This window comes from Lysobacter enzymogenes (genome assembly GCF_900106525.1).
Classification (GTDB): domain Bacteria; phylum Pseudomonadota; class Gammaproteobacteria; order Xanthomonadales; family Xanthomonadaceae; genus Lysobacter; species Lysobacter enzymogenes.
Genome location: NZ_FNOG01000003.1, coordinates 633161 through 652640 on the forward strand (window position 1 = coordinate 633161; position 19480 = coordinate 652640).

Sequence of the window (19480 nt, forward strand, 5' to 3'; positions counted from 1 at the left end):
AGGTTAGGCCAGCCCTTTATAACCTGCAATATGGAATTAAAGGGTTTGCGACGAACGGCGCCGATGCCCCCTGTAGGAGCGGCGCAAGCCGCGACCGCGCCCCCGCAGCCTCGCGCCGCAAGCCAGACGCCACGACGACAACCCGCGATGCCCAACAAAAAAGCCGGCCGTCGCACGCAGCGACGGCCGGCCCATTGCGCCCGAACCTCAGCGCTTACGGATTGAAATACTGCGACACGCTCGAATAGATGTCGGCGAAGCGCGAGTAGTAATCCGGATCGCGCGGCGCGCTGCAGTACGAGGTGCCGCCGTACAGGCCGCCGCGCAGCTGGTAGCCGCCGCTGCTGGTCACGGTGAACAGGCCCGAGCCGGAGGAGCCGCCCTCGGTCACGCCGGTGTTCCAGACCACGCGGTACAGCGGCGACTTGCCGTCGATCGAGGTCGACAGGCCGGTCACCGAACCCAGCGAGTACTTCTTGACGTCGCCGGCCGGGTGGTGGATGCCTTCGATGGCGGTGCCGGTGGCGGCGATCGCCGCGCTCGACCAGCCGGCGTAGACGGCGCCCGACGGCGGCGCGGTCTTGAGTTCCAGCAGCGAGGTGTCGCGGGTGGTGTTGGCATGGCGCAGGAACGCGCCGCCGCTGAGGGTGGTGTAGGCCGAGTTGACCACGCTGCCGTTGCAGGTGGTGGCGTCGTAGAACCAGTAGGTCTGCAGGGTATTGGCGACGGTCTGGGTGCTGATGCAGTGCGCCGCGGTCCAGAACAGGCGCTTCTTCGGCGAGAAGTTGTTGTTGAGCAGGGTGCCGGTGCACAGGTAGGTGCCGCCGGAGGTGGTGAAGGTCATGCGCGCCACCGACTTGGCGGTGGACAGGAAGCCCGCCGACGGGCTGGCGCGGCAGACGATGTCCTTCTCGCACGAATCGCTCTCGCCGATCTTGGCCTGGATCTGGCGCTCGCTCGCGGCCGGGCTGATGTCCAGGTGCGAGAGCTGCGGCAGTTTGAGCTTGAGCGACTTGGCGTTCACGCCCTTGGGCAGGACCAGTTCCACGGTCATCGTGTCGCCTTCCACCACCGGCGACCAACCCAGCTCGTTGCCGGCGAAATCGGCGCCGCTCTGGGCGAACACGCGGCCGTCGCTGCCGGCGAAGTGCAGCGTCGCCGACTTGGCGCCGGCGCCGCGCAACGACAGGCCCGCGCGCAGCGCCACCGCGCCGGACGAGGACACTTCGAAGCGCGCGGCGCGGCCGCCGTCGGCCAGCGGCTGCCAGGCCAGGGTGTTCAGATCCACCGCGCTGCGCGCGATGTCGCGGGCGAAGCCGATTTCCAGCGGCTGGCCGTTCTTGTCCTGGGCGACGCGGCGGCTCTTGAGCGCGGAGGCGTCCAGGCTGGTGGGCTGGCCGAGGCTGACCACGCGCGGCACGCTGGCCTTGGCGCTGGAGGCGAACTCGGCAGCGCCCATGGCGCCGGCCGCGGGAGCGCCGGTGACCGGCGCCGAATCCATTTCGGCGACGGGAGATTTGGCCGAAGCGATGGAGCAAAAACCAGACAGCCCGGCGACGAGCGCCAGGCACAGCGCGTTGTTGCGGATCATCGTGCGTTTCCTTGTCGGAGTGGCAGAAGGTGGGCGGCATCGCGCCGCGGCGCCCGCGTCGTAGAGCGGGCGCCTTCAACCTACTGCCGCCTGCGTGCGCGCTTTTGTGCGCTCTGGCGGGCTTCTCGGAAGCGGCGCAAGTACAAGCGGTTGCGCGAGAAACCGTCGCGGCCAAGCGCGGATGCGATCACAAATGCGTGGATCGGCGCGCGACGCGATTCGCATCCGGATCTGCGCTGCGTCGCAGACCGGAACCGACGTATTGCGCGAACGCGTTGATGCGCTGCGGCGATACGCGCGGCGGGCCTTGCGCATCGCGATCGCTGCGCGCTGCGATGGCGCGCGCTGCAGTCGATGCGCAATCTCGCCGATACGCGCCGTCGCAAACCCACGACCGCGACACGGCGCGAGCGGCCGGGGCCCTCGTTGCCGCAGCCGCGGCCGCGTCACCCGCCGCCCCCTCAAATCGCCGCCCGCCCGCGCTGTACGCGGCCCAGACGCCGCGTTCATGGCGATGTGAGACCATACCGGCCATGACCAAAAAGACGACTAAGAACAACAAGACCGGAAAGACCGGCCCCTCCGCCTCCCACGACGGCGCCCCCGCCGGCAAGAAGGGCGGCCGCAAGCCCGCCGCGCCGCGCCCGGCCTGGCTGCCCGAGAACCTCCAGCACGGCCCGAGCAAGGGCGCCCGCGGCAAGCCCAAGGCCGCACCCGCCGGCGGCTCCCCCGGCGCCCCGGGCAAGCGCCCCGCGGCCGCGCCGCTGCCGACCGCGAACTACGGCGAACACCAGGATCCGCACGCCGAGCGCGAAGCCGCGCGCTACGCCCAGCCCATCGCCAGCCGCGAGCTGATCCTGCAGACCCTGAGCGGCGCCGACGGCCCGATGCGCGCCGAGGAGCTGGCCCAGCGCCTGGAACTGACCGAGCCCGAGCGCGCCGATGCGCTGGGCAAGCGCCTGGCGGCGATGATCCGCGACGGCCAGTTGCTGCTCAACCGCAAGGGCGAGTTCGCCCCGGCCGCGCAGATGGACCTGATCCCCGGCGTGGTGATCGCCAACCCCGACGGCTTCGGCTTCCTGCGCCCGGAATCGGGCGGCGGCGACGATCTGTTCCTGCCGCCGTTCGAAATGCGCAAGGCCATGCACGGCGACCGCGTGCTCGCCAGCGTCACCGGCGTCGACCGCCGCGGCCGCCGCGAAGGCGCGATCGTGGAAGTGCTCGAACGCCGGCTCAACCGTTTGATCGGCCGCTTCACGCTGGAGCAGGGCATCAGCTACGTGGTGCCCGACGACCGCCGCATCCAGCGCAACGTGCAGATTCCGCCGGACGCGCGCATGGATGCGAAGAACGGCCAACTGGTGGTGTGCGAGCTGGTGCAGGCGCCCGATCACCATCGCCCGCCGATCGGCCGCGTGCTCGCCGTGCTCGGCGAGAAGCTCACCGCCTCGTTGGCGGTGCAGGCCGCGATCCATGGCCACGAGATTCCCGATGTGTTCCCGCAAGAGGCGCTCGACGAAGCCTCGGCGGTGCCGCTGACGGTGCCCGAGTCGGTCGCCGCGCAGCGCGTGGACCTGCGCGCGATGCCACTGGTCACCATCGACGGCGAGGACGCCAAGGACTTCGACGACGCGGTCTACTGCGAGACCAACCGCCAGGGTTTCCGCCTGGTCGTCGCCATCGCCGACGTTTCGCACTACGTACGTCCCGGCACCCCGCTCGACGACGAAGCGCAGAAGCGCGCGACCTCGGTGTATTTCCCCGGCTTCGTCGTGCCGATGCTGCCGGAGACGCTGTCCAACGGCATTTGTTCGCTGAACCCGAAAGTCGACCGGCTGTGTTTCGTCTGCGACATGCAGATCGACCACAACGGCGAAGTGACTGCGTCGAAGTTCTACGAAGCGGTGATGAATTCGCATGCGCGCCTGACCTACACCACCGTGTGGAACGCGGTCGGCGACGTGCCCGAGGAGGCCAAGGCCGAGGCGCAGGCGCAGATCGGTTCGCTGCTGCCCAACATCGAGCGCCTGCACCAGTTGTTCCATGTGCTGGTCAAGGCGCGCCAGCAGCGCGGCGCGATCGAGTTCGAATCCAGCGAAGTGCGCTTCGTCATCGGCAAGGACGGCGAGGTGGTGCAGGCCGGCATGCTCCAGCGCAACGACGCGCACAAGCTGATCGAAGAATGCATGATCGCGGCGAACGTGGAAGCCGCGAAGTACCTCATGGCCCAGCAGGTGCCGGCGCCGTACCGCGTGCACGAGCGGCCGCCGGAACAGAAGTACGCCGACCTGCAGGAGTTCCTCAAGGAATTCAAGCTGCGCATGCCGGCCTGGAACCAGGTGGAACCGCGCGACTTCACCCACCTGCTGAAGAAAATCCGCGACCGCCCCGACGCCGCGCTGCTGGAGTCGGTGCTGCTGCGCAGCCAGAGCCTGGCGGTGTACGCGCCGGAGAACACCGGCCACTTCGGCCTGGCGCTGCACGCCTACGCCCACTTCACCTCGCCGATCCGGCGCTATCCCGACTTGCTGGTGCACCGCGCGATCAAGCACGCGCTGAGCGGGGCCAAGCCCACCGGCTACCTGTACTCGCCGCGGCAGATGGCGGCGCTGGCGCTGCAGTGCTCCGAGCGCGAGCGCCGCGCCGACGAGGCCGAGCGCGAGGTCGACGAGCGCTACCGCGCGGCGTGGATGGAGCAGCACGTCGGCGGCGAATTCGACGGCGTGATCAGCGGGGTGACCAGCTTCGGCCTGTTCATCGAACTCGACGATTCCAAGGTCAACGGCCTGGTCCACGTGACCCAGCTGCCGCACGACTATTACCACTTCGACCCGATCCGCAAGACTTTGTCGGGCGAGCGCACCGGCCGCGAATACCGTCTCGGCGACCGGGTGCGCATCGTCGTGCTCAAGGCCAGCGTCGAGGACCGCAAGATCGACTTCAAGCTGGTCGACGAGGAGCGCGGGGTCAAGCCGCCGCCGCCGCGCGGCCAGCCGGCCAAGCGGACCAAGCAGAAGTACTGAGCGCGGCGCCCGAAGCCCCTGTAGGAGCGGCGCAAGCCGCGACTAACCTAAGCGGTTGACTTCAGCGCAGCGGCCGAAGACCGGGCAATCGGTGTGCTGGTGCCGAAGTCCCGATTGTCCGGGCTCCGGCTGTGGTTGTGGTATCGATCGCTTCGGTTGGTCGCGGCTTGCGCCGCTCCTACAGGGGCTTGCGCCCCATGACGTAGAATTCCCGCCCCACGCCTCGCCGGGCCCCGCGCCCACACGGACCACCCATGAGCCAGAAACAATGGATCGCCGGCATCAATGCCGTCGCCGCCGCCGTCGAGCACGACGCCGCCAACGTGCGCGAGGTGCTGATCGAGGCCGGCGCCAAGAACCCGCGCCTGACCGAGATCGAGACCGCCGCGCGCCGCGCCGACATCGACGTGCGCCGGGTCGCGACCCAGGCGCTGGACGGCGTGGTCGGCGGGCTGCGCCACCAGGGCGTGGTCGCGCGCTACGCCGCGGCCAAGACCTGGAGCGAGAACGAGCTGGAAGGCCTGATCGAGGCCGCGCAGGGCCGCGCTCTGGTGCTGATCCTCGACGGCGTGCAGGACCCGCACAACCTCGGCGCCTGCCTGCGCAGCGCGGCCGCGGCCGGCGCCACCGCGGTGATCATCCCCAAGGACAAGGCGGTGCAGGTCAACGCCACCGTGCGCAAGACCTCGGCCGGCGCCGCCGACAGCGTGCCGGTGGTCCCGGTGACCAACCTGGCGCGCAGCCTGCGTGAGTTGCAGCGGCTGGGCGTGTGGATCTACGGCCTGGCCGGCGAGGCGCAGGCGTCGCTGTATTCGCTGGACCTGCGCGGCAACGTCGCGCTGGCGCTGGGCGGCGAAGCCGACGGCCTGCGCCGGCTGACCCGCGAGACCTGCGACCAGCTGGTCAAGATCCCGATGCCCGGCGGCGACGCGGCCACGGGCGTGGAAAGCCTGAACGTGTCGGTGGCGGCGGGCGTGACGTTGTTCGAAGCGGTGCGTCAGCGCGGTTGAGGGCAGGGCGCGGCGATCTGGCCGGAAGCGTCGGGACTGAAGTCCCTCCCACAACAACCCTTCTCGGGCCGCGCAGGCTGTTGCGAGAGGACTTTTGTGGCGGTTTTTTGCCGGAGGGCTTTTGTGGGAGGGACTTCAATCCCGATGCTTTCCGCTCCGATCCAGCGATCCAGCGATCCCGCACCGCCGTAAACGCCGCGAAGACTTATGTAACCCCCCGCTGACCCCACAGCCCGCTCCTCGGCCTCATCGCCGAACGCCTCGATATAATTCGCCGCGACCGACCTGGGACGGCCCAGGTCCGCGCAGCCGGATCCACTCCTGTGCGGCGCGCGTTACATCCGGGGACGGCCCCATCGATCATGGGAGCTGCATCATGCCTTGGGTTCTTCTCGTCTTCGCCGGCCTGTTCGAAATCGGCTGGGCCATCGGCCTCAAATACACCGAGGGTTTCACCCGCCTGTGGCCGTCGGTCGGCACCGTCGTGTCGATGGCGATCAGCGTCGGCCTGCTCGGCCTGGCGATGAAAACCTTGCCGGTCGGCACCGCCTACGCGATCTGGGTCGGCATCGGCGCGGTCGGTACGGTCATCCTCGGCATGGTGCTGTTCAACGAGCCGGCCACCGCGCTGCGCATCGCCAGCATCGTGCTGATCGTCGCCGGCCTGGTCGGCTTGAAACTGGCCTGAGGCGCTGGCGGCCACGTCCGCGTCCCGGCATCATCGTCGCGCGCGGCGCCGCACTTGCGGCGCCGCGTTCGTTTCCACGGAACCCAACCGCCATGCCCATCCGCGAACGCCAGGCCGCCGACCACCCGCGGCTGCTCGAACTGTGGGAGCGCTCGGTGCGCGCCACCCACGATTTCCTCAGCGACGCCGACATCGCCGAGCTGCGCCCGCAAGTGCGCGACATCTATTTCGACGCGGTCGAGATCTGGATCTACGAGGACGCCGCCGGCCTGGCCGGTTTCATCGGCCTGTCCGGCGCGCAAGTGGAGATGCTGTTCCTCGAACCCGAGCGGCGCGGGCAGGGCATCGGCACGCGCCTGCTCGACCACGCGCGCGGCCTGCGCGGCGCGCTCACCGTCGACGTCAACGAGCACAACCCGCAGGCGCACGGTTTCTACCGGCGCTACGGCTTCGTCGACACCGGACGCTCGCCGCTGGACGGGCAGGGCCGGCCGTTTCCGCTGATCCATATGGCGCTGCCGCGCGACGCGGCGGGCTGAGCGCCGGCGCGCGCCGCTTCGGCGCACGCATCATTCCAACGCAGGCGTCGCTGAAGCGCACGCTTCGCGTCAAAACACGCATCACTCCAACGCGTTCACCAACAACTCGTCGAAGCGCCGCGCGATATCGGCGATGGTCTGCGCCTTGTCCTGGCCGTTGATGATCCGCCGCGCTTCTTCGTAATTCGGCAACTGGCCCGGCTTGAAGTAATTGTCGAGTTTCTTGCCGGTGAACCAGCCCTGCTTCATGCCCTGCATGGCGATGGCATAGGCGACTTCCGGCTTCTTCGCGTCTTCGGGCTTGTTCACCAGATCCAGACCGAGGAAGCGGCCGGCGCGGTCGTAGTTGTTGCGGCCGGTGAGCTGCACATAACCGCGGCCGTGGAAGCGCGCGCCGTCGCCGCGCCGGGTGTTGCCCAGCGCCTTGCCGATGCGGGTGTCGGGGCCGTACAGGCGCTCGAAGCGCGCGTCGTCGCCGAACTCGTCGATCGGCCGCAGCGTGTGCGCGGTTTCCCACTTGAACGTCGCCAGGCAATAGGCGATCTGGTAGCGGTGCACCGGATTGAGGCTGAAACTGGAATCCTGCTCGATCCGGCCGACCAGGAAGCGCAGGGCCTTGGCGAGATCCTCGCGCAGCGGGCCGAAGCGCTTGCGGTAGCCGTCGAGAAACTGGTCGTCGTCGAAAGCGAACATGCTTTGCTCCCCATCCGTGGATCGCGGCGTGGGCGCCGCGCGCGGCGGAGGGCCGCGCATTCCATCGAACGCGGGCGCCGGTAACGGGCGGCCAAGGCGGCAATGTTGCGCGACCGCAACATCCCGCGGCGGCCTCAGTCGAGCCGGTAGCGCTCCGGCAGGCTGCGCGCCGCGGCGGCGTACTGGCGGCGCGCGTAGTCCAGTTGCCCTGGATAAGCCGCCTCGGCGGACAGGGCGAGCGCCCACTGTTCCAGCCGGCCGCGGCCGAGCAGGCCGCGCAGCGCGGCGAGGAAGGCGTCGCGACGCGCGTCGTCGATGAAGCCCTGCGCGCGCTGGCCGGCTGCGTGCTCGCGATCCTCGCGCTTGAGCGTATGGCTGTTTTCCCAGACCGCCGGGTTCGGTTCGTCCAAGGTATCCGGCCGCCATTCGCTCGGTTCGTCCGCATCCAGTTCGTCCGGATACGCCCCGTCCAGGATCATCGGCGCGGCCGCATGCAGCCAGGTCACCCACGCCGCGCGCCAATACGGATCGTCGATGGCGAGCGCCGAGGCCAACCATCCCGACAGTTGCGCCGGTTCCAGCAATTTCAGCGCCAGCGTGCAGGAGGCGGAGAAGGCGCCGGCGGGATCGATCATGTCGCCGTGGATCGTGCCGGCGCTGAACGGCAGGCACCAGGCGTCTGCGCGCATGCGCGTGCCTTGCCAAATCGAAGGCACGAACATCGCGCGGCCCAGCGTGTCGAGCAGGTCGCGCGGCACGTTCGGCGGCAGATACGCCAATGCCGGTCGTTCTAGATTCATCAGCGCCGCGGTGACCAGCGCCGGATGCAGATGATGGACGTAGCTGCCGGATCCAGGGTCAAGCAATTCCAGCGCTCGTGGCAACAAGAACGCGCACCACAATTGCCATTCGCGCCGCGGCCCGAAATTGACGGTGCCGGAAGTTAGTTCGAACAGCGCGTTGCTCAGATCCAGCGCAGGCCATTGACGTGGGTCATCGTGCATCAGCGACACGAAGCGAGCGCGTTCCTCGCCCATGAACCAAGCCTCGCCCATCGCCCGCTTGGGCAGGCGGGTCAGCGCTCGCAGGCGCCGCAGCGCCTGCGGGTCCGGGCCTGCGCCCGGCGTCCAGAAATAGGCCGGAGAGGTCGCGGTGTCGGTCATGACTGCATCCTTGCAGCCGCGGCGGCGAATCAGGCGCCGCGCGCCGGCCAGGCGTTGACGATCTTGCAGAACAGCTCGGCCGTGCGGTTGGTGTCGTACACCGCCGAATGCGCTTCCTCGCCGTTCCAGACGAAGCCTGCGGCCTGCACCGCGCGCGCCAGCACGGTCTGGCCGTAGGCGACGCCGGCCAGGGTCACGGTGTCGAACACGCTGAAGGGATGGAACGGGTTGCGCTTGTGGCCGCTGCGCGCGACCGCGGCGTTGAGGAAGTTGAGGTCGAAGTGGGCGTTGTGGCCGACCAGGATCGCGCGCTGGCAGCCGTGGCGCTTGACCGCTTCGCGCACCGGCGCGAACACCGCTTCCAGCGCCTGCCGCTCGGGCTTGGCGTCGCGGAAGGGGTGATCGATGTCGATGCCGGTGACTTCCAGCGACTTGGGGTCGATCAGGGTGCCGGCGGCGGGCACCACGTGCGAACTGGCGACCTCGCCGGGGACCAGGAGGCCGTCGGCGTCGAGCTCGATCGGCTGCACGGCGATTTCGAGCAGGGCGTGCTTGTTCCAGTCGAAGCCGCCGGTTTCCACGTCCACGACCACCGGCAGGTAGCCGCGGAAGCGGGTGGCTAGGGTGGCGGGGACGGGCGCGGCGGAGGCGGCGCTGGGGGCGGGGCCGGGGTCGATCATGGCGGGAAGCCTAGCAAATCGGGGCTCGCCGGTCGCTGGATGGCGCGGTTGCGCTGTGTGGGAGTGGCGCGAGGCGCGGCTGCGACAGCGCAACTACGCCGGAACCTGCGCCACAGTTGCGTTGTCGCGGTCGCGGCTCGCGCCGCTCCTACAGGGGCTTCGGGTTAGAAATACACCACGCCGGTGGCGCGCATCTGCCGCAGCAAGGCGGCGCCCATGTCCAGGAACGTGGCTTCGTCGTCGCTGCCGGCTTCGGCCGCCAGTGCGCGCAGTTGCTCGCGGGCGATCAGTTGCGGCGACTCTTCCAGCCGTTGCAGCAGGCGATAGGCCAGCGGGCTCAGTTCGGAAAAGCGCACCTCGCCGTCGGCCTCGCGCCGCAGCAGCAGCAAGGTCGGCGTCGGCGGCGGTTGCGCGGGCTGGAAGTCCGGGCCGAGCCGGTGCACCGGCCAGGCGTAGGCCAGCGGCCAGGCCAGCGGCGACAGGCGCGGCACGTGTTCGAGCAGGCCGGCGTCGCCGATGCCGGCGTCGTCGCGCGCGGCGGAGGCTTCGCTGAGCTGCAGCGCCAGCTCGACCCATTCGTAATGCGCCAGCTCCAGCAGGAACGGCGGGTCGAGCGCGTCGAGATTCTGCAGGTAGCGCTGGAACTCGCGCGCGATCTCGGCGAACAGCGGCGTGTGGCAGCGATGGTCGCGGTAGAAATCGCGTACCAACCGCTCCCAGCGTTCCTCGCCGAGAATGCTTTCGATGACCGGAAAATTGCCCGACAACAGGCTGGCGATGTTGTTGAACAGCAGGTCGCGGTAAATGCTCAGGCGGCGATCTTCGATGCCGGCCGGCGCAGGGCTGGCGGACGGATCGCGCAAGTGTCGGGTCAGTTCGAACTGTTGCGCGCGCAGGCGCGAGGAGGCGTCGTTCATCGGCTCAGGCGTGGGCGCGGCGGGCGGAGTCGCGCGCGGCCGGCGCGGCGGATTCGCGCAGGATGCGGCGCACCAGGCCCAGTTCGTCGACCAGTTCGGCGTAGGGCGGGAAATTGAAGTCGCGTTCCAGCAGGGTCGGGCGCGGCCCGAACAGGCGGTAGGCGTCGGCCAACAGATCCCAGACTTCGCGCTTGACCGGCGCGCCGTGGGTGTCGACCTTCAGATCGTCGGCCTCGTCGTAATGGCCGGCGACGTGCAGATAGGCGATGCGCTCGTGCGGCATCGCGCGGATGAATTCCAGCGCGTCGTAGCGGTGGTTGATCGAGTTGACGTAGACGTTGTTGACGTCCAGCAGCAGGTCGCAATCGGCCTCGGCCAGCACCGCGCGGGTGAACTCGATCTCGCTCATTTCCTGGTGCGGCGCGGCGTAGTAGGAGGCGTTCTCCACCGCGATGCGGCGGCCGACGATGTCCTGGGTGCGGCGGATGCGCGCGGCGACGTGGTGCACGGCTTCCTCGGTGAACGGAATCGGCAACAGGTCGTAGAGGTGGCCGTCGTCGCTGCAATAGCTCAGGTGTTCGCTGTAGCAGGCCACGGCGTGTTCGTCGAGGAAGCGGCGCACGCGGCCGAGGAATGTCTCGTCCAGCGCAGCGGTGCCGCCCAGCGACAGCGACAGGCCGTGGCAGACCAGCGGATAGCGCGCGGACAGCTCGCGCAGTTGCTCGCCGTAGCGTCCGCCGACGCCGATCCAGTTTTCCGGCGCGAGTTCGAGGAAATCGAAATCGCGCGCGGCGCCGGGCGCGTGCGGCGCGGACTGCAGCGGGCCCAGCAGGGCCCGCCGCAGGCCGAGGCCGACGGCATCCGGAGTCAGCGAATGCGTGCGGTCCACGGTGGTGCCGCGATTACATCGAACCGCCGCACTTGCCCTCGCCGCACTTGCCTTCGCCCGCCTTCTTGGCGGCCGGGGCAGCGCCCTTCTTGTCGGCGCCGCACTTGCCCTCGCCAGTCTTCTTGTCGGCGCCGCACTTGCCTTCGCCGCACTTGCCTTCGGCGTGCTTCTTCTTGTCCGCGCCGCACTTGCCCTCGGCTTTCTTCTTGTCGGCGCCGCAGCTGCCTTCGGCCTTCTTGGCCGCGTCGGTGGCCTTGGCGTCGGCGGCCTTCTCGGCGGTCTGCGCCTGCTGGGCGCCGAGCAGGTAGCCCTGCGACAGGTCGCTCATCGCGAACGCGGAGGACGACAGGCTCAGGCCGCCGAGCAGGGTGGCGCTCAGCGCGAGGGCGATGGGCTTGTTGATTTGCTTGGACATGGGTTCTCTCCTGGTGGCGACGGGCGGGTGCTCCGCCGGTGTTGGTAGACGGGCAGGACCCGCCGGGAAACGCGATTGGTGCGCAGCTTAGATCGATTGCGGGTTAGTGCGGGGTGACATCCGTAACGGCCTGGACAGTTGCCGGGCCTGGGCGGCGGTGCGCGCAGGATGGCTACTGGACGGGAATACGGCGGGGGCCGCGGCGCGGATGCAGCTCACGGCGACAGATATTCGCGGGCCAGCACCCGGGCGCGGTGCAGGCGCGATTTGACCGCCTCGCGGCTCAGGCTCAGCTCCTCGCCGATCTCGGCCACGGTCAGGCCTTCCAGGTCGCGCAGCAGGATGATCTGGCGGTAGTGCGCGGGCAGCGACTCCAGGGCGACGGCGACATCGTGGCGCCATTCGGCCGGTTCGGGGGTGACCACCGGTGCGATCTCGTCGGTGATCGGCTGGCCGCTGAGCAGGCGCCGGCCGCGCTTGAGCCGGTTGCACTCGCGCTTGACGATGCGGAAGGTCCAGGAGACGAAGCACTCGAGCACGCGCAGGTCGCGCAGCTTGCGCGAAACCGCGATCAGGCTTTCCTGCACCGCGTCCTCGATGTCGTTGATGACGCAGTGGAATTCGGCGTAGCGGCGCAGGTCCTGGCGCGAGTGCCGCAGCACCCGTTCCAGGGCGGCCGTGTCGCCCGCGCGGGCGGCGGCCAGATCGCCATTGGCCAGTAACGGCGTCATGTCGGGGCGGTTCCTCTCTTGGTCCGTGAAAATACACCCGGCGAAGGGTGCGGGCATGGATCAAGAGGGGGCTGGGGCGCGCACGGATTCGCGCCGGGGCCTTGCTACGGCGGCAAGGTTTACCGGGTGTTCAGCGCGGCGGCGCGGTGGAAACGATTGCAGGCGGATCCGGCGATGGCGGCGCGGACGTTGCCGCCGACGGACGGCGCGGCAGTCCCGGCCGCATGCTGCGGCGCAGCGCGAGGCCGGCGCGCGCGGCCAAGTGACGGCGAGGTGACGGCCCTGCGAAACGGCGCCGGCGGCGCAAACGAAACGGCCCGCCGCGATGCCGCGGCGGGCCGGACTCAGCGGGACGGCGGGCGCGCGCGGCGCCCGGCGCTCACACCGACGCGGTGGTGTTGGTGGTGTCGCGCTTCTCGCGCGGCGGCAGCGGCTCGTCGCCCTTGACCAGGAACCACACGTTCTCGGCGATGTTGGTGGCGTGGTCGCCGACGCGCTCGATGTTCTTGGCCATGAACAGCAGATGGGTGCAGGCGGTGATGCTGCGCGCGTCTTCCATCATGTAGGTCAGCAGCTCGCGGAACAGGCCGGTGTAGGCGGTGTCGACCTCGGCGTCGCGGTCGCGCACCCGCTGCGCCAGTTCGATGTCGTTGTCGCGGTAGGCCACCAGCACATCGCGCAGCTGCTTGACTGCCAGCGTGCCCAGCGCGTGCAGGCCGGCCACGTGCGGCAGTGGCGGCGACAGGTTCAGCGCGGTCGAGCGCTTGGCCACGTTGGCGGCGTAGTCGCCGACGCGCTCGATGTCGGAGGCGATGCGGATCGCGGCCAGGATCTCGCGCAGGTCGCGCGCCATCGGCCCGCGCAGCGCCAGCTTCATCACGTCGTGGCTGATCTCCTGCTCCAGCGCGTCGATCGCCTCGTCGTTGGCGATGATGCGCTCGGCGGCCTTGTCGTCGCGGCGCTGGACCACGTCGAGCGCGGATTCCAGTTGCGCGGCGGCGATCTCGCCCATGCGCAGGGTTTCGTCGAGCAGGCGGCGCTGCTCGTCGTCGTAGCTTTTGACGATGTGGTCGTGCATCTGGTTGCTCATGAGTGGTGTCCTGATTGCGTTTTTCCTTCTCCCGCTGGCGGGAGAAGGTGCCCGCAGGGCGGATGAGGGCGCGCGGCGACGTCGCCCTCACCCCAACCCCTCTCCCGCGGGCGGGAGAGGGGCTCGTAGGGATGGCTCAGCCAAAGCGACCGGTGATGTAGTCCTCGGTCTGCTGCTTGGTCGGCTTGGAGAAGATCTGCTCGGTCGGCCCGTGTTCGATCAGGTCGCCCAGGTACATGAAGGCGGTGAAGTCGGACACGCGCGCGGCCTGCTGCATGTTGTGGGTCACGATGGCGATCGTGTAGTCCTTCTTGAGCTCTTCGACCAACTGCTCGATGCGGCTGGTGGAGATCGGGTCCAGCGCCGAGGTCGGCTCGTCGAGCAGCAGCACCGAGGGCTTGAGCGCCACCGCGCGGGCGATGCACAGACGCTGCTGCTGGCCGCCGGACAGGCCTAGCGCGCTCTGGCCGAGCTTGTCCTTGACCTCGTCCCACAGCGCGCCCTGGCGCAGCGCGTGCTCAACCCGGTCGTTCATTTCCGACTTCGACAGCTTCTCGTGGTGGCGGATGCCGTAGGCCACGTTCTCGAAGATGGTCATCGGGAACGGCACCGGCTTTTGGAACACCATGCCGACCTTGCTGCGCAGGCGGTTCATCGGGTACTTCGGGTCGAGGATGTTGTCCCCGTCCAGCAGCACCTGGCCGCGCGCCTCCAGCTTCGGGTACAGCGCGTAGATGCGGTTGAAGATGCGCAGCAGGGTCGACTTGCCGCAGCCCGACGGGCCGATCAGCGCGGTGACCTGCTTTTCCGGGATTTCCAGGTTGATCGACTTGAGCGCGTGGAACTTGTCGTAATAGAAATTCAGATCGCGCGCGGCCAGCTTGACCGGGTTGGCGCCGACCGCTTCGCGGCCGGGCGTGGCGACGGACAGGCGTGCGTCGGACGAACGAGCGTCATTCATAACCGGGTTCCGGGCGTCAGCGGGAGTGTTGGAGAGGTCAGTCATTGGAAATCCGATTGCGCAGCACCAGCGCGCGCGCGAGCAGGCTTACGACGAGGACGAAGAAGGTCAGCACCAGCGCGCCGGCCCAGGCCAGGGTCTGCCAGGTTTCGTAGGGGCTGCCGGCGAACTGGTTCATCACCACCGGCACGCTCGCCATCGGCTGCAGCACGTTGTGGCTCCAGTACTGGTTGCCGAAGGCGGTGAACAGCAACGGCGCGGTTTCGCCGCTGATGCGCGCCAGCGCCAGCAGCACGCCGGTGACGATGCCGGCCGAAGCGCTGCGGTACAGCACCTGCATGATCACCTTCCACTGCGGCACGCCCAGCGACAGCGCCGCTTCGCGCATCTGCGGCGGGACCAGGCGCAGCATCTCGTCGGTGGTGCGCACCACCACCGGCAGCACGATGAAGGCCAGGGCGATCGCGCCGGCGAGCGCGGAGAAGTTGCCGCCGGTCTGCATCACCACCAGGGTGTAGACGAACAGGCCCAGCACGATCGACGGCGCCGACAGCAGGATGTCGTTGACGAAGCGCACCACCGTGCCCATCTTGCGCCCGGCGCCGTACTCGGCCAGCCAGGTGCCGGCGGCGATGCCGAGCGGGGTGCCGATGACGATGGCGATCAAGCACATCACCGCGCTGCCGAAGAAGGCGTTGAGCAGGCCGCCTTCCTGCATCGGCGGCGGCGTGTTCTGGGTGAACAGCGCCAGGTTGATGCCGCCGATGCCCTTGGAGATCAGGGTGTAGAGGATCCAGCCGAGGAAGAACAGGCCGAACAGCGCGGCGCCGCAGGCCAGCAGCACCGAGACGGCGTTGACTACGCGGCGGCGGCGGTACAGCGAATCGGCGGTGCGATGGCGCGCGGCTTCGGCCGCGTCGTGCTTGCTGGCGACGGCGCTCATCAGTTGCCCTCCTTGCGCGCGAGTTGCATCAGCATCAGCCGCGCTGCGGCCAACACCACGAAGGTCACGATGAACAACACGAAGCCGAGCAGCAGCAGGGCCGAGCGGTAGGTCTCGGTGGCCTCGCCGAAGTCGTTGGCGATCAGCGCGGCGATGGTGGTGCCCGGCTCCAGCAGCGAAGCGGAGAAGTTCACCGAGTTGCCGATCACGAAGGCCACCGCCATGGTCTCGCCGAGCGCGCGGCCCAGGCCGAGGAAGATGCCGCCGATGACCGCCGAGCGGGTGTAGGGCAGGACGATGTCCCAGCTGACTTCCCACTTGGTCGAGCCCAGCGCGTAGGCCGATTCCTTGAGCCGGGTGGGCACGGTCAGGAACACTTCGCGCATCACCGAGGAGATGAAGGGAATGACCATGATCGCCAGGACGATGCCGGCGGTGAGCATGCCGATGCCCAGCGGCGGGCCCTGGAACAGCGCGCCGATCACCGGCCAGGTGCCGACGTTGTCGTTGAGCCAGGGCGTGACGTATTCGGTCATCACCGGCACCAGCACGAACAGGCCCCACATGCCGTAGATGATCGAGGGGATGCCGGCGAGCAGTTCGATCGCGGTGCCGATCGGGCCGCGCGCCCAGCGCGGCGCGACCTCGGTGAGGAAGAAGGCGATGCCGAAGCTCACCGGCACGGCGATGACCATGGCGATCAGCGCGGTGACGATGGTGCCGTAGATCGGCACCAGCGCGCCGTAGTGGTTTTCGACCGGGTTCCACTGCGCGGTGATGAAGAAGTCGATGCCTTCTTCTTCCAGCACGTGGCGGCCGCCCCACAGCATCGACAGCGCAGCGCTGGCCAGGGCGATCAGGACGAAGACGACGGTGGCGGTGAGGACGTAGCGGAACAGCCGATCCTGGCGCGCGTCCTTGACGTCGCGGGCGGAGGGGCCGGTCTGAGCGGGTAGGGCGGTCGCGTTCATTTGCGAAGGATGTCCGGCGGGGCCACGCGTGGGAGGGGAGCTGGCTGTCGGGTGGTGCGTTGGTCGTGGTGCGATCGGCTTCGGCTTAGCGTTGTATGTCGAAGCCGGTGAACCGTCAGGCGCTGCGTTTGTTACCTGCCGTCATCCCCGCGAACGCGGGGATCCAGGGCTTTATCGCGACGTGGCGCTCAAGGTAGGAGGCCACGCGCTGAAGGCTCTGGATCCCCGCTTTCGCGGGGATGACGTTCTGACAAAGCCGCGCCCGCGGTGCGGGCGCGGGTCAGAACGTCACTTGAACTCCGCCCCCCAATACGCCTCGATCTGCTTCACCAGTTCCGGCGGCAGCGGCACGTAGTCCAGCGCTTGCGCCTGGGTCTGGCCGTTCTCGAAGGCCCACTTGAAGAACGCGCGCGCGTCGCTGCTGCGCTTGGCGTCCTTGGGCTGCTTGTACATCAGGATGAAATTGGTCGCGGTGATCGGCCAGGACTTCTCGCCGCTGGCGTTGGTGATGACCAGGTTGAAGTCCTTGGCGCTGGCCCAGTCGGCGGTGGAGGCCGCGGCCTGGAACGATTCGGCGCTGGGCTGGACGAACTGGCCGGCCGCGTTCTGCAACTGGGTGTGGGCCATCTTGTTCTGCAGCGCGTAGGCCAGTTCGACGTAGCCGACCGAGCCCTTGATCTGCTTCACGTACGAGGCCACGCCTTCGTTGCCCTTGCCGCCGACGCCGCCCGGCCACTGCACCGAGGTGCCTTCGCCGACCTTGGTCTTCCACTCCGGGCTGACCTTGGACAGGTAGTTGGAGAAGTTGAAGGTGGTGCCCGAACCGTCGGAGCGGTGCACGACGTTGATCTTGAGGTCGGGCAGGGTCGTGCCCGGGTTGGCCGCGGCGATGGCCGCGTCGTTCCACTTGGCGATCTTGCCCATGAAGATGTCGGCCAGCAGCGGGCCGGTCAGGCGCAGCTTGCCGGCGTCGATGCCCTCGACGTTGACCACCGGCACCACGCCGCCGATCGCCGAGGGGAACTGGCCCAGGCCCGCGGCGGCGAGCTCGTCGCTCGGCAGCGGCTTGTCGGACGAGCCGAAGTCGACCGTGCCGGCCTTGATCTGGGCGATGCCGCCGCCGGAGCCGATCGACTGGTAGTTGACCTTGGCGCCGGTGGCCTTGTTGTAGTCGTCCGACCACTTCGACAGCAGCGGGAAGATGAAGGTGGCGCCGGCGCCGGTGATCTGCGCGGCGACCTTGTCGCCAGCGGGCGCGGCCGCGTCGGTCTTGGCGTCGCCGGCCGGAGCCGGGTTCTGCGGGTTGCCGCCGCAGGCAGCGACGGCCAGCGCGATGGCGAGGGAGAGGACGGCGGTGCGGGCCGACGATTTCATGCGGTGCTCCATCAAAGGGAGGCCGGCTGGGCGCCGGCTGGGTGGCGCCATTTGATGATCTTTTTGTTACACGGCTATGACATCGATTCGTCACGAATCTGTAGTGAAAGCCCCGCAGGGGTGTCCAGGTTCGCGTTTTTGCAGGGTTTTGGCGCGAATCGGCGGTAACAAAACGATGCAGGGAAGGGCCGGGACGGCCCTGGTTCGAATCCGGAGCGTGCCGGCAGTCGCTGTAGGAAAGCCTTCGGGGCCGAGGCTTGGGCCATGGCGGGAAAGCTTTCGGGCCTGAGGCCTGGATCCGCCTGGAAGGTCTTTTGACCGGAGGCTCGGATCCCTTTGGGTAGGGCCCCCAGCCCCAAGGCTTGGATCTCTTGTGGGAGGGCCTTCAGGCCCGACGCTTTTGTTTCCGGTCGCTGCGCTCTGGCACAAGAGCCTCGGGCCTGAAGGCCCTCCCACAAGAGGCTGCGCAGGCATCCGCAGCGCCCCCACAAAAAACAACGGGCCCGAAGGCCCGTTGCGCGATCCGTCCTGGCGGCGACCGAGAACCCCCCGGTCCGATCGCCGTCGGGTCGATCAATAGCTCATGTTCGCCTGCCAGTAGGTCTCGATCTGCTTGACCAGCGCGTCGGGCAGCGGCACGTAGTCGAGCGTCTTGGCCTGCGCATCGCCGTTGGCGTAGACCCACTTGAAGAATTCCTTGGCGTTCTTGGCGCCTTCGGCGTTCTTGGGCTGCTTGTACATCAGGATGAAGTTGGTCGCGGTGATCGGCCAGGAGTTCTCGCCCGGCGCGTTGGTCATGACCAGGTAGAAGTCCTTCGAGTTCGCCCAGTCGGCGCTGGCGGCGGCGGCCGAGAAGGTCTCGTCGGTCGGCAGCACGAACTTGCCGTCGGCGTTCTTCAGGCGCGAATAGGCCATCTTGTTCTGCAGCGCGTAGGACAGCTCGACGTAGCCGATGCCGCCCTGGATCTGCTTGACGTAAGCGGCCACGCCTTCGTTGCCCTTGCCGCCGATGCCGGTCGGCCACTTCACCGCGGTGCCTTCGCCGACCGAGGTCTTCCACTCCGGGCTGACCTTGGACAGGTAGTTGACGAAGTTGAAGGTGGTGCCCGAACCGTCGGAGCGGTGCACGACGGTGATCTTCTTCTCCGGCAGCTTGACGCCGCCGTTGAGCGCGATGATCGCCGGATCGTTCCACATGGTGATCTTGCCGAGGAAGATGTTGGCCAGGGTCGCGCCGTCGAGCTTCATCGCGCCCGAAGCCACGCCCGGCACGTTGATCACCGGCACCACGCCGCCGATCACCGACGGGAACTGGGCGAGACCGAACTTGGCCAGCTCTTCGGGCTTGAGCGGAGCGTCGGAAGAACCGAAGTCCACGGTCGCCGCCTTGATCTGGGCGATGCCGCCGCCGGAACCGATCGACTGGTAGTTGACCTTCTTGTTGGTCGCCTTGGCGTAATCGGCCGACCACTTCGACATCACCGGGTAGACGAACGACGCGCCGGCGCCGGTCACGTCGGCCGCCTGAGCGTTGAGCGCGAAGGCAGTGGTCAGCGCGAGCGCGGCGAAACGGAGCTTGAGGAGCTTGTGCATGGGTTTCCCTGGAGTGTGAGTGCGGACACGTTCCGCCCTGCGCGCTATTTCATAACGGTTTGGTGACATTTCCGTGTCAGCGCAGCAGGAACCGGCATCGGCGGCATAGGCGGCGACTGAATGGGGCGCAGAAGCGCTCTGCGCGCGCCGCATCGGAGCCGATTGGCTCCTCGCCGACGCGCAGCTAGGGAATCTCCTAGCTGACGAGA

Annotated in this window: 19 protein-coding genes and 1 pseudogene; 5 read left to right on the top strand and 15 right to left on the bottom strand. The window is 68.4% G+C overall.

Going from position 1 to position 19480, the window contains the following annotated elements:
* Window positions 1-214: 214 nt before the first annotated feature.
* Window positions 215-1591: a trypsin-like serine peptidase gene (locus BLU84_RS10585; protein WP_074866208.1), complete on the bottom strand. Its 1377-nt coding sequence runs from the start codon at window positions 1589-1591 to the stop codon at window positions 215-217.
* A 533-nt stretch (window positions 1592-2124) separates the two neighbouring features.
* Here BLU84_RS10585 and rnr point away from each other — a divergent pair.
* The 4 genes from rnr (at window position 2125) to BLU84_RS10605 (ending at window position 6851) form a co-directional block, all read left to right on the top strand.
* Window positions 2125-4614, top strand: a complete 2490-nt coding sequence (gene rnr, locus BLU84_RS10590) for a ribonuclease R (protein WP_074866211.1) — start codon at window positions 2125-2127, stop codon at window positions 4612-4614.
* Window positions 4615-4868: 254 nt separating this feature from the next.
* Window positions 4869-5624, top strand: coding sequence for a 23S rRNA (guanosine(2251)-2'-O)-methyltransferase RlmB (gene rlmB, locus BLU84_RS10595; protein ID WP_074866216.1), 756 nt, complete (start codon window positions 4869-4871; stop codon window positions 5622-5624).
* Between the two features lie 376 nt (window positions 5625-6000).
* On the top strand, window positions 6001-6312 hold the full coding sequence (gene sugE, locus BLU84_RS10600) for a quaternary ammonium compound efflux SMR transporter SugE (protein WP_074866221.1): 312 nt from the start codon (window positions 6001-6003) through the stop codon (window positions 6310-6312).
* Between the two features lie 92 nt (window positions 6313-6404).
* Window positions 6405-6851 (top strand): acetyltransferase, encoded by a 447-nt coding sequence (locus BLU84_RS10605; protein WP_074866225.1) that lies wholly within the window; start codon window positions 6405-6407, stop codon window positions 6849-6851.
* Window positions 6852-7169: 318 nt separating this feature from the next.
* On the opposite strand, the pseudogene BLU84_RS28500 reads toward BLU84_RS10605, so the two are convergent.
* From BLU84_RS28500 to BLU84_RS28505, 13 genes and pseudogenes are all read right to left on the bottom strand, one after another.
* Window positions 7170-7604 (bottom strand): annotated as a pseudogene (locus tag BLU84_RS28500) (hypothetical protein); the annotation flags it as partial.
* A 74-nt stretch (window positions 7605-7678) separates the two neighbouring features.
* Complete coding sequence (locus BLU84_RS10615) at window positions 7679-8707, bottom strand: hypothetical protein (protein ID WP_074866231.1); 1029 nt, start codon at window positions 8705-8707, stop codon at window positions 7679-7681.
* A gap of 29 nt (window positions 8708-8736) precedes the next feature.
* Window positions 8737-9387, bottom strand: a complete 651-nt coding sequence (gene rnt / locus BLU84_RS10620; protein ID WP_074866235.1) for a ribonuclease T — start codon at window positions 9385-9387, stop codon at window positions 8737-8739.
* A gap of 164 nt (window positions 9388-9551) precedes the next feature.
* The gene (locus BLU84_RS10625) at window positions 9552-10304 is read right to left on the bottom strand and encodes an HvfC family RiPP maturation protein (RefSeq protein ID WP_074866238.1); all 753 of its coding nucleotides are present in this window, start codon (window positions 10302-10304) and stop codon (window positions 9552-9554) included.
* Window positions 10305-10308: 4 nt separating this feature from the next.
* Entirely contained in the window at window positions 10309-11193 is an 885-nt protein-coding gene (locus tag BLU84_RS10630) for an HvfB family MNIO-type RiPP peptide maturase (RefSeq protein ID WP_074866241.1), read from the bottom strand.
* A 13-nt stretch (window positions 11194-11206) separates the two neighbouring features.
* Window positions 11207-11608 (bottom strand): HvfA family oxazolone/thioamide-modified RiPP metallophore, encoded by a 402-nt coding sequence (locus BLU84_RS10635; RefSeq protein ID WP_074866245.1) that lies wholly within the window; start codon window positions 11606-11608, stop codon window positions 11207-11209.
* 215 nt (window positions 11609-11823) lie between these two features.
* Window positions 11824-12339, bottom strand: coding sequence for an RNA polymerase sigma factor (locus BLU84_RS10640; RefSeq protein WP_074866248.1), 516 nt, complete (start codon window positions 12337-12339; stop codon window positions 11824-11826).
* A 379-nt stretch (window positions 12340-12718) separates the two neighbouring features.
* The gene (gene phoU / locus BLU84_RS10645; RefSeq protein ID WP_074866251.1) at window positions 12719-13429 is read right to left on the bottom strand and encodes a phosphate signaling complex protein PhoU; all 711 of its coding nucleotides are present in this window, start codon (window positions 13427-13429) and stop codon (window positions 12719-12721) included.
* 136 nt (window positions 13430-13565) lie between these two features.
* The gene (gene pstB / locus BLU84_RS10650; RefSeq protein ID WP_074866255.1) at window positions 13566-14390 is read right to left on the bottom strand and encodes a phosphate ABC transporter ATP-binding protein PstB; all 825 of its coding nucleotides are present in this window, start codon (window positions 14388-14390) and stop codon (window positions 13566-13568) included.
* A 37-nt stretch (window positions 14391-14427) separates the two neighbouring features.
* Entirely contained in the window at window positions 14428-15333 is a 906-nt protein-coding gene (pstA, locus tag BLU84_RS10655; RefSeq protein WP_074866258.1) for a phosphate ABC transporter permease PstA, read from the bottom strand.
* On the bottom strand, window positions 15333-16304 hold the full coding sequence (gene pstC / locus BLU84_RS10660) for a phosphate ABC transporter permease subunit PstC (RefSeq protein ID WP_074866261.1): 972 nt from the start codon (window positions 16302-16304) through the stop codon (window positions 15333-15335). Before pstC ends, pstA begins: the two co-directional genes overlap by 1 nt.
* Before the next feature lie 288 nt (window positions 16305-16592).
* Window positions 16593-17678 (bottom strand): phosphate ABC transporter substrate-binding protein PstS, encoded by a 1086-nt coding sequence (pstS, locus tag BLU84_RS10665; RefSeq protein WP_074866665.1) that lies wholly within the window; start codon window positions 17676-17678, stop codon window positions 16593-16595.
* Window positions 17679-17768: 90 nt separating this feature from the next.
* Window positions 17769-18152 carry a DUF6053 domain-containing protein gene (locus BLU84_RS28505; RefSeq protein ID WP_425479349.1) on the bottom strand — a complete coding sequence of 128 codons (384 nt, stop codon included), beginning with the start codon at window positions 18150-18152 and terminating at the stop codon, window positions 17769-17771.
* On the opposite strand from BLU84_RS28505, the gene BLU84_RS28510 reads away from it, so the two are divergent.
* Window positions 18052-18258: a DUF6053 domain-containing protein gene (locus BLU84_RS28510; protein ID WP_425479350.1), complete on the top strand. Its 207-nt coding sequence runs from the start codon at window positions 18052-18054 to the stop codon at window positions 18256-18258. The genes BLU84_RS28505 and BLU84_RS28510 overlap by 101 nt on opposite strands.
* On the opposite strand, the gene pstS (BLU84_RS10670) is transcribed toward BLU84_RS28510, so the two are convergent.
* On the bottom strand, window positions 18252-19271 hold the full coding sequence (gene pstS, locus BLU84_RS10670; RefSeq protein WP_074866264.1) for a phosphate ABC transporter substrate-binding protein PstS: 1020 nt from the start codon (window positions 19269-19271) through the stop codon (window positions 18252-18254). The two genes, BLU84_RS28510 and pstS (BLU84_RS10670), sit on opposite strands and share 7 nt — an antisense overlap.
* Between the last annotated feature and the right edge of the window lie 209 nt (window positions 19272-19480).

Coding starts and splice junctions, on each gene's coding strand:
- rnr (WP_074866211.1), top strand. CDS start 2,125: ATGACCAAAAAGACGACTAAGAACAACAAGACCGGAAAGACCGGCCCC.
- BLU84_RS10635 (WP_074866245.1), bottom strand. CDS start 11,608: ATGTCCAAGCAAATCAACAAGCCCATCGCCCTCGCGCTGAGCGCCACC.
- BLU84_RS10615 (WP_074866231.1), bottom strand. CDS start 8,707: ATGACCGACACCGCGACCTCTCCGGCCTATTTCTGGACGCCGGGCGCA.
- BLU84_RS10625 (WP_074866238.1), bottom strand. CDS start 10,304: ATGAACGACGCCTCCTCGCGCCTGCGCGCGCAACAGTTCGAACTGACC.
- pstA (WP_074866258.1), bottom strand. CDS start 15,333: ATGAGCGCCGTCGCCAGCAAGCACGACGCGGCCGAAGCCGCGCGCCAT.
- rnt (WP_074866235.1), bottom strand. CDS start 9,387: ATGATCGACCCCGGCCCCGCCCCCAGCGCCGCCTCCGCCGCGCCCGTC.
- BLU84_RS10605 (WP_074866225.1), top strand. CDS start 6,405: ATGCCCATCCGCGAACGCCAGGCCGCCGACCACCCGCGGCTGCTCGAA.
- pstC (WP_074866261.1), bottom strand. CDS start 16,304: ATGAACGCGACCGCCCTACCCGCTCAGACCGGCCCCTCCGCCCGCGAC.
- phoU (WP_074866251.1), bottom strand. CDS start 13,429: ATGAGCAACCAGATGCACGACCACATCGTCAAAAGCTACGACGACGAG.
- BLU84_RS28505 (WP_425479349.1), bottom strand. CDS start 18,152: ATGCCTGCGCAGCCTCTTGTGGGAGGGCCTTCAGGCCCGAGGCTCTTG.
- sugE (WP_074866221.1), top strand. CDS start 6,001: ATGCCTTGGGTTCTTCTCGTCTTCGCCGGCCTGTTCGAAATCGGCTGG.
- pstS (WP_074866264.1), bottom strand. CDS start 19,271: ATGCACAAGCTCCTCAAGCTCCGTTTCGCCGCGCTCGCGCTGACCACT.
- rlmB (WP_074866216.1), top strand. CDS start 4,869: ATGAGCCAGAAACAATGGATCGCCGGCATCAATGCCGTCGCCGCCGCC.
- pstS (WP_074866665.1), bottom strand. CDS start 17,678: ATGAAATCGTCGGCCCGCACCGCCGTCCTCTCCCTCGCCATCGCGCTG.
- BLU84_RS10585 (WP_074866208.1), bottom strand. CDS start 1,591: ATGATCCGCAACAACGCGCTGTGCCTGGCGCTCGTCGCCGGGCTGTCT.
- pstB (WP_074866255.1), bottom strand. CDS start 14,390: ATGAATGACGCTCGTTCGTCCGACGCACGCCTGTCCGTCGCCACGCCC.
- BLU84_RS10640 (WP_074866248.1), bottom strand. CDS start 12,339: ATGACGCCGTTACTGGCCAATGGCGATCTGGCCGCCGCCCGCGCGGGC.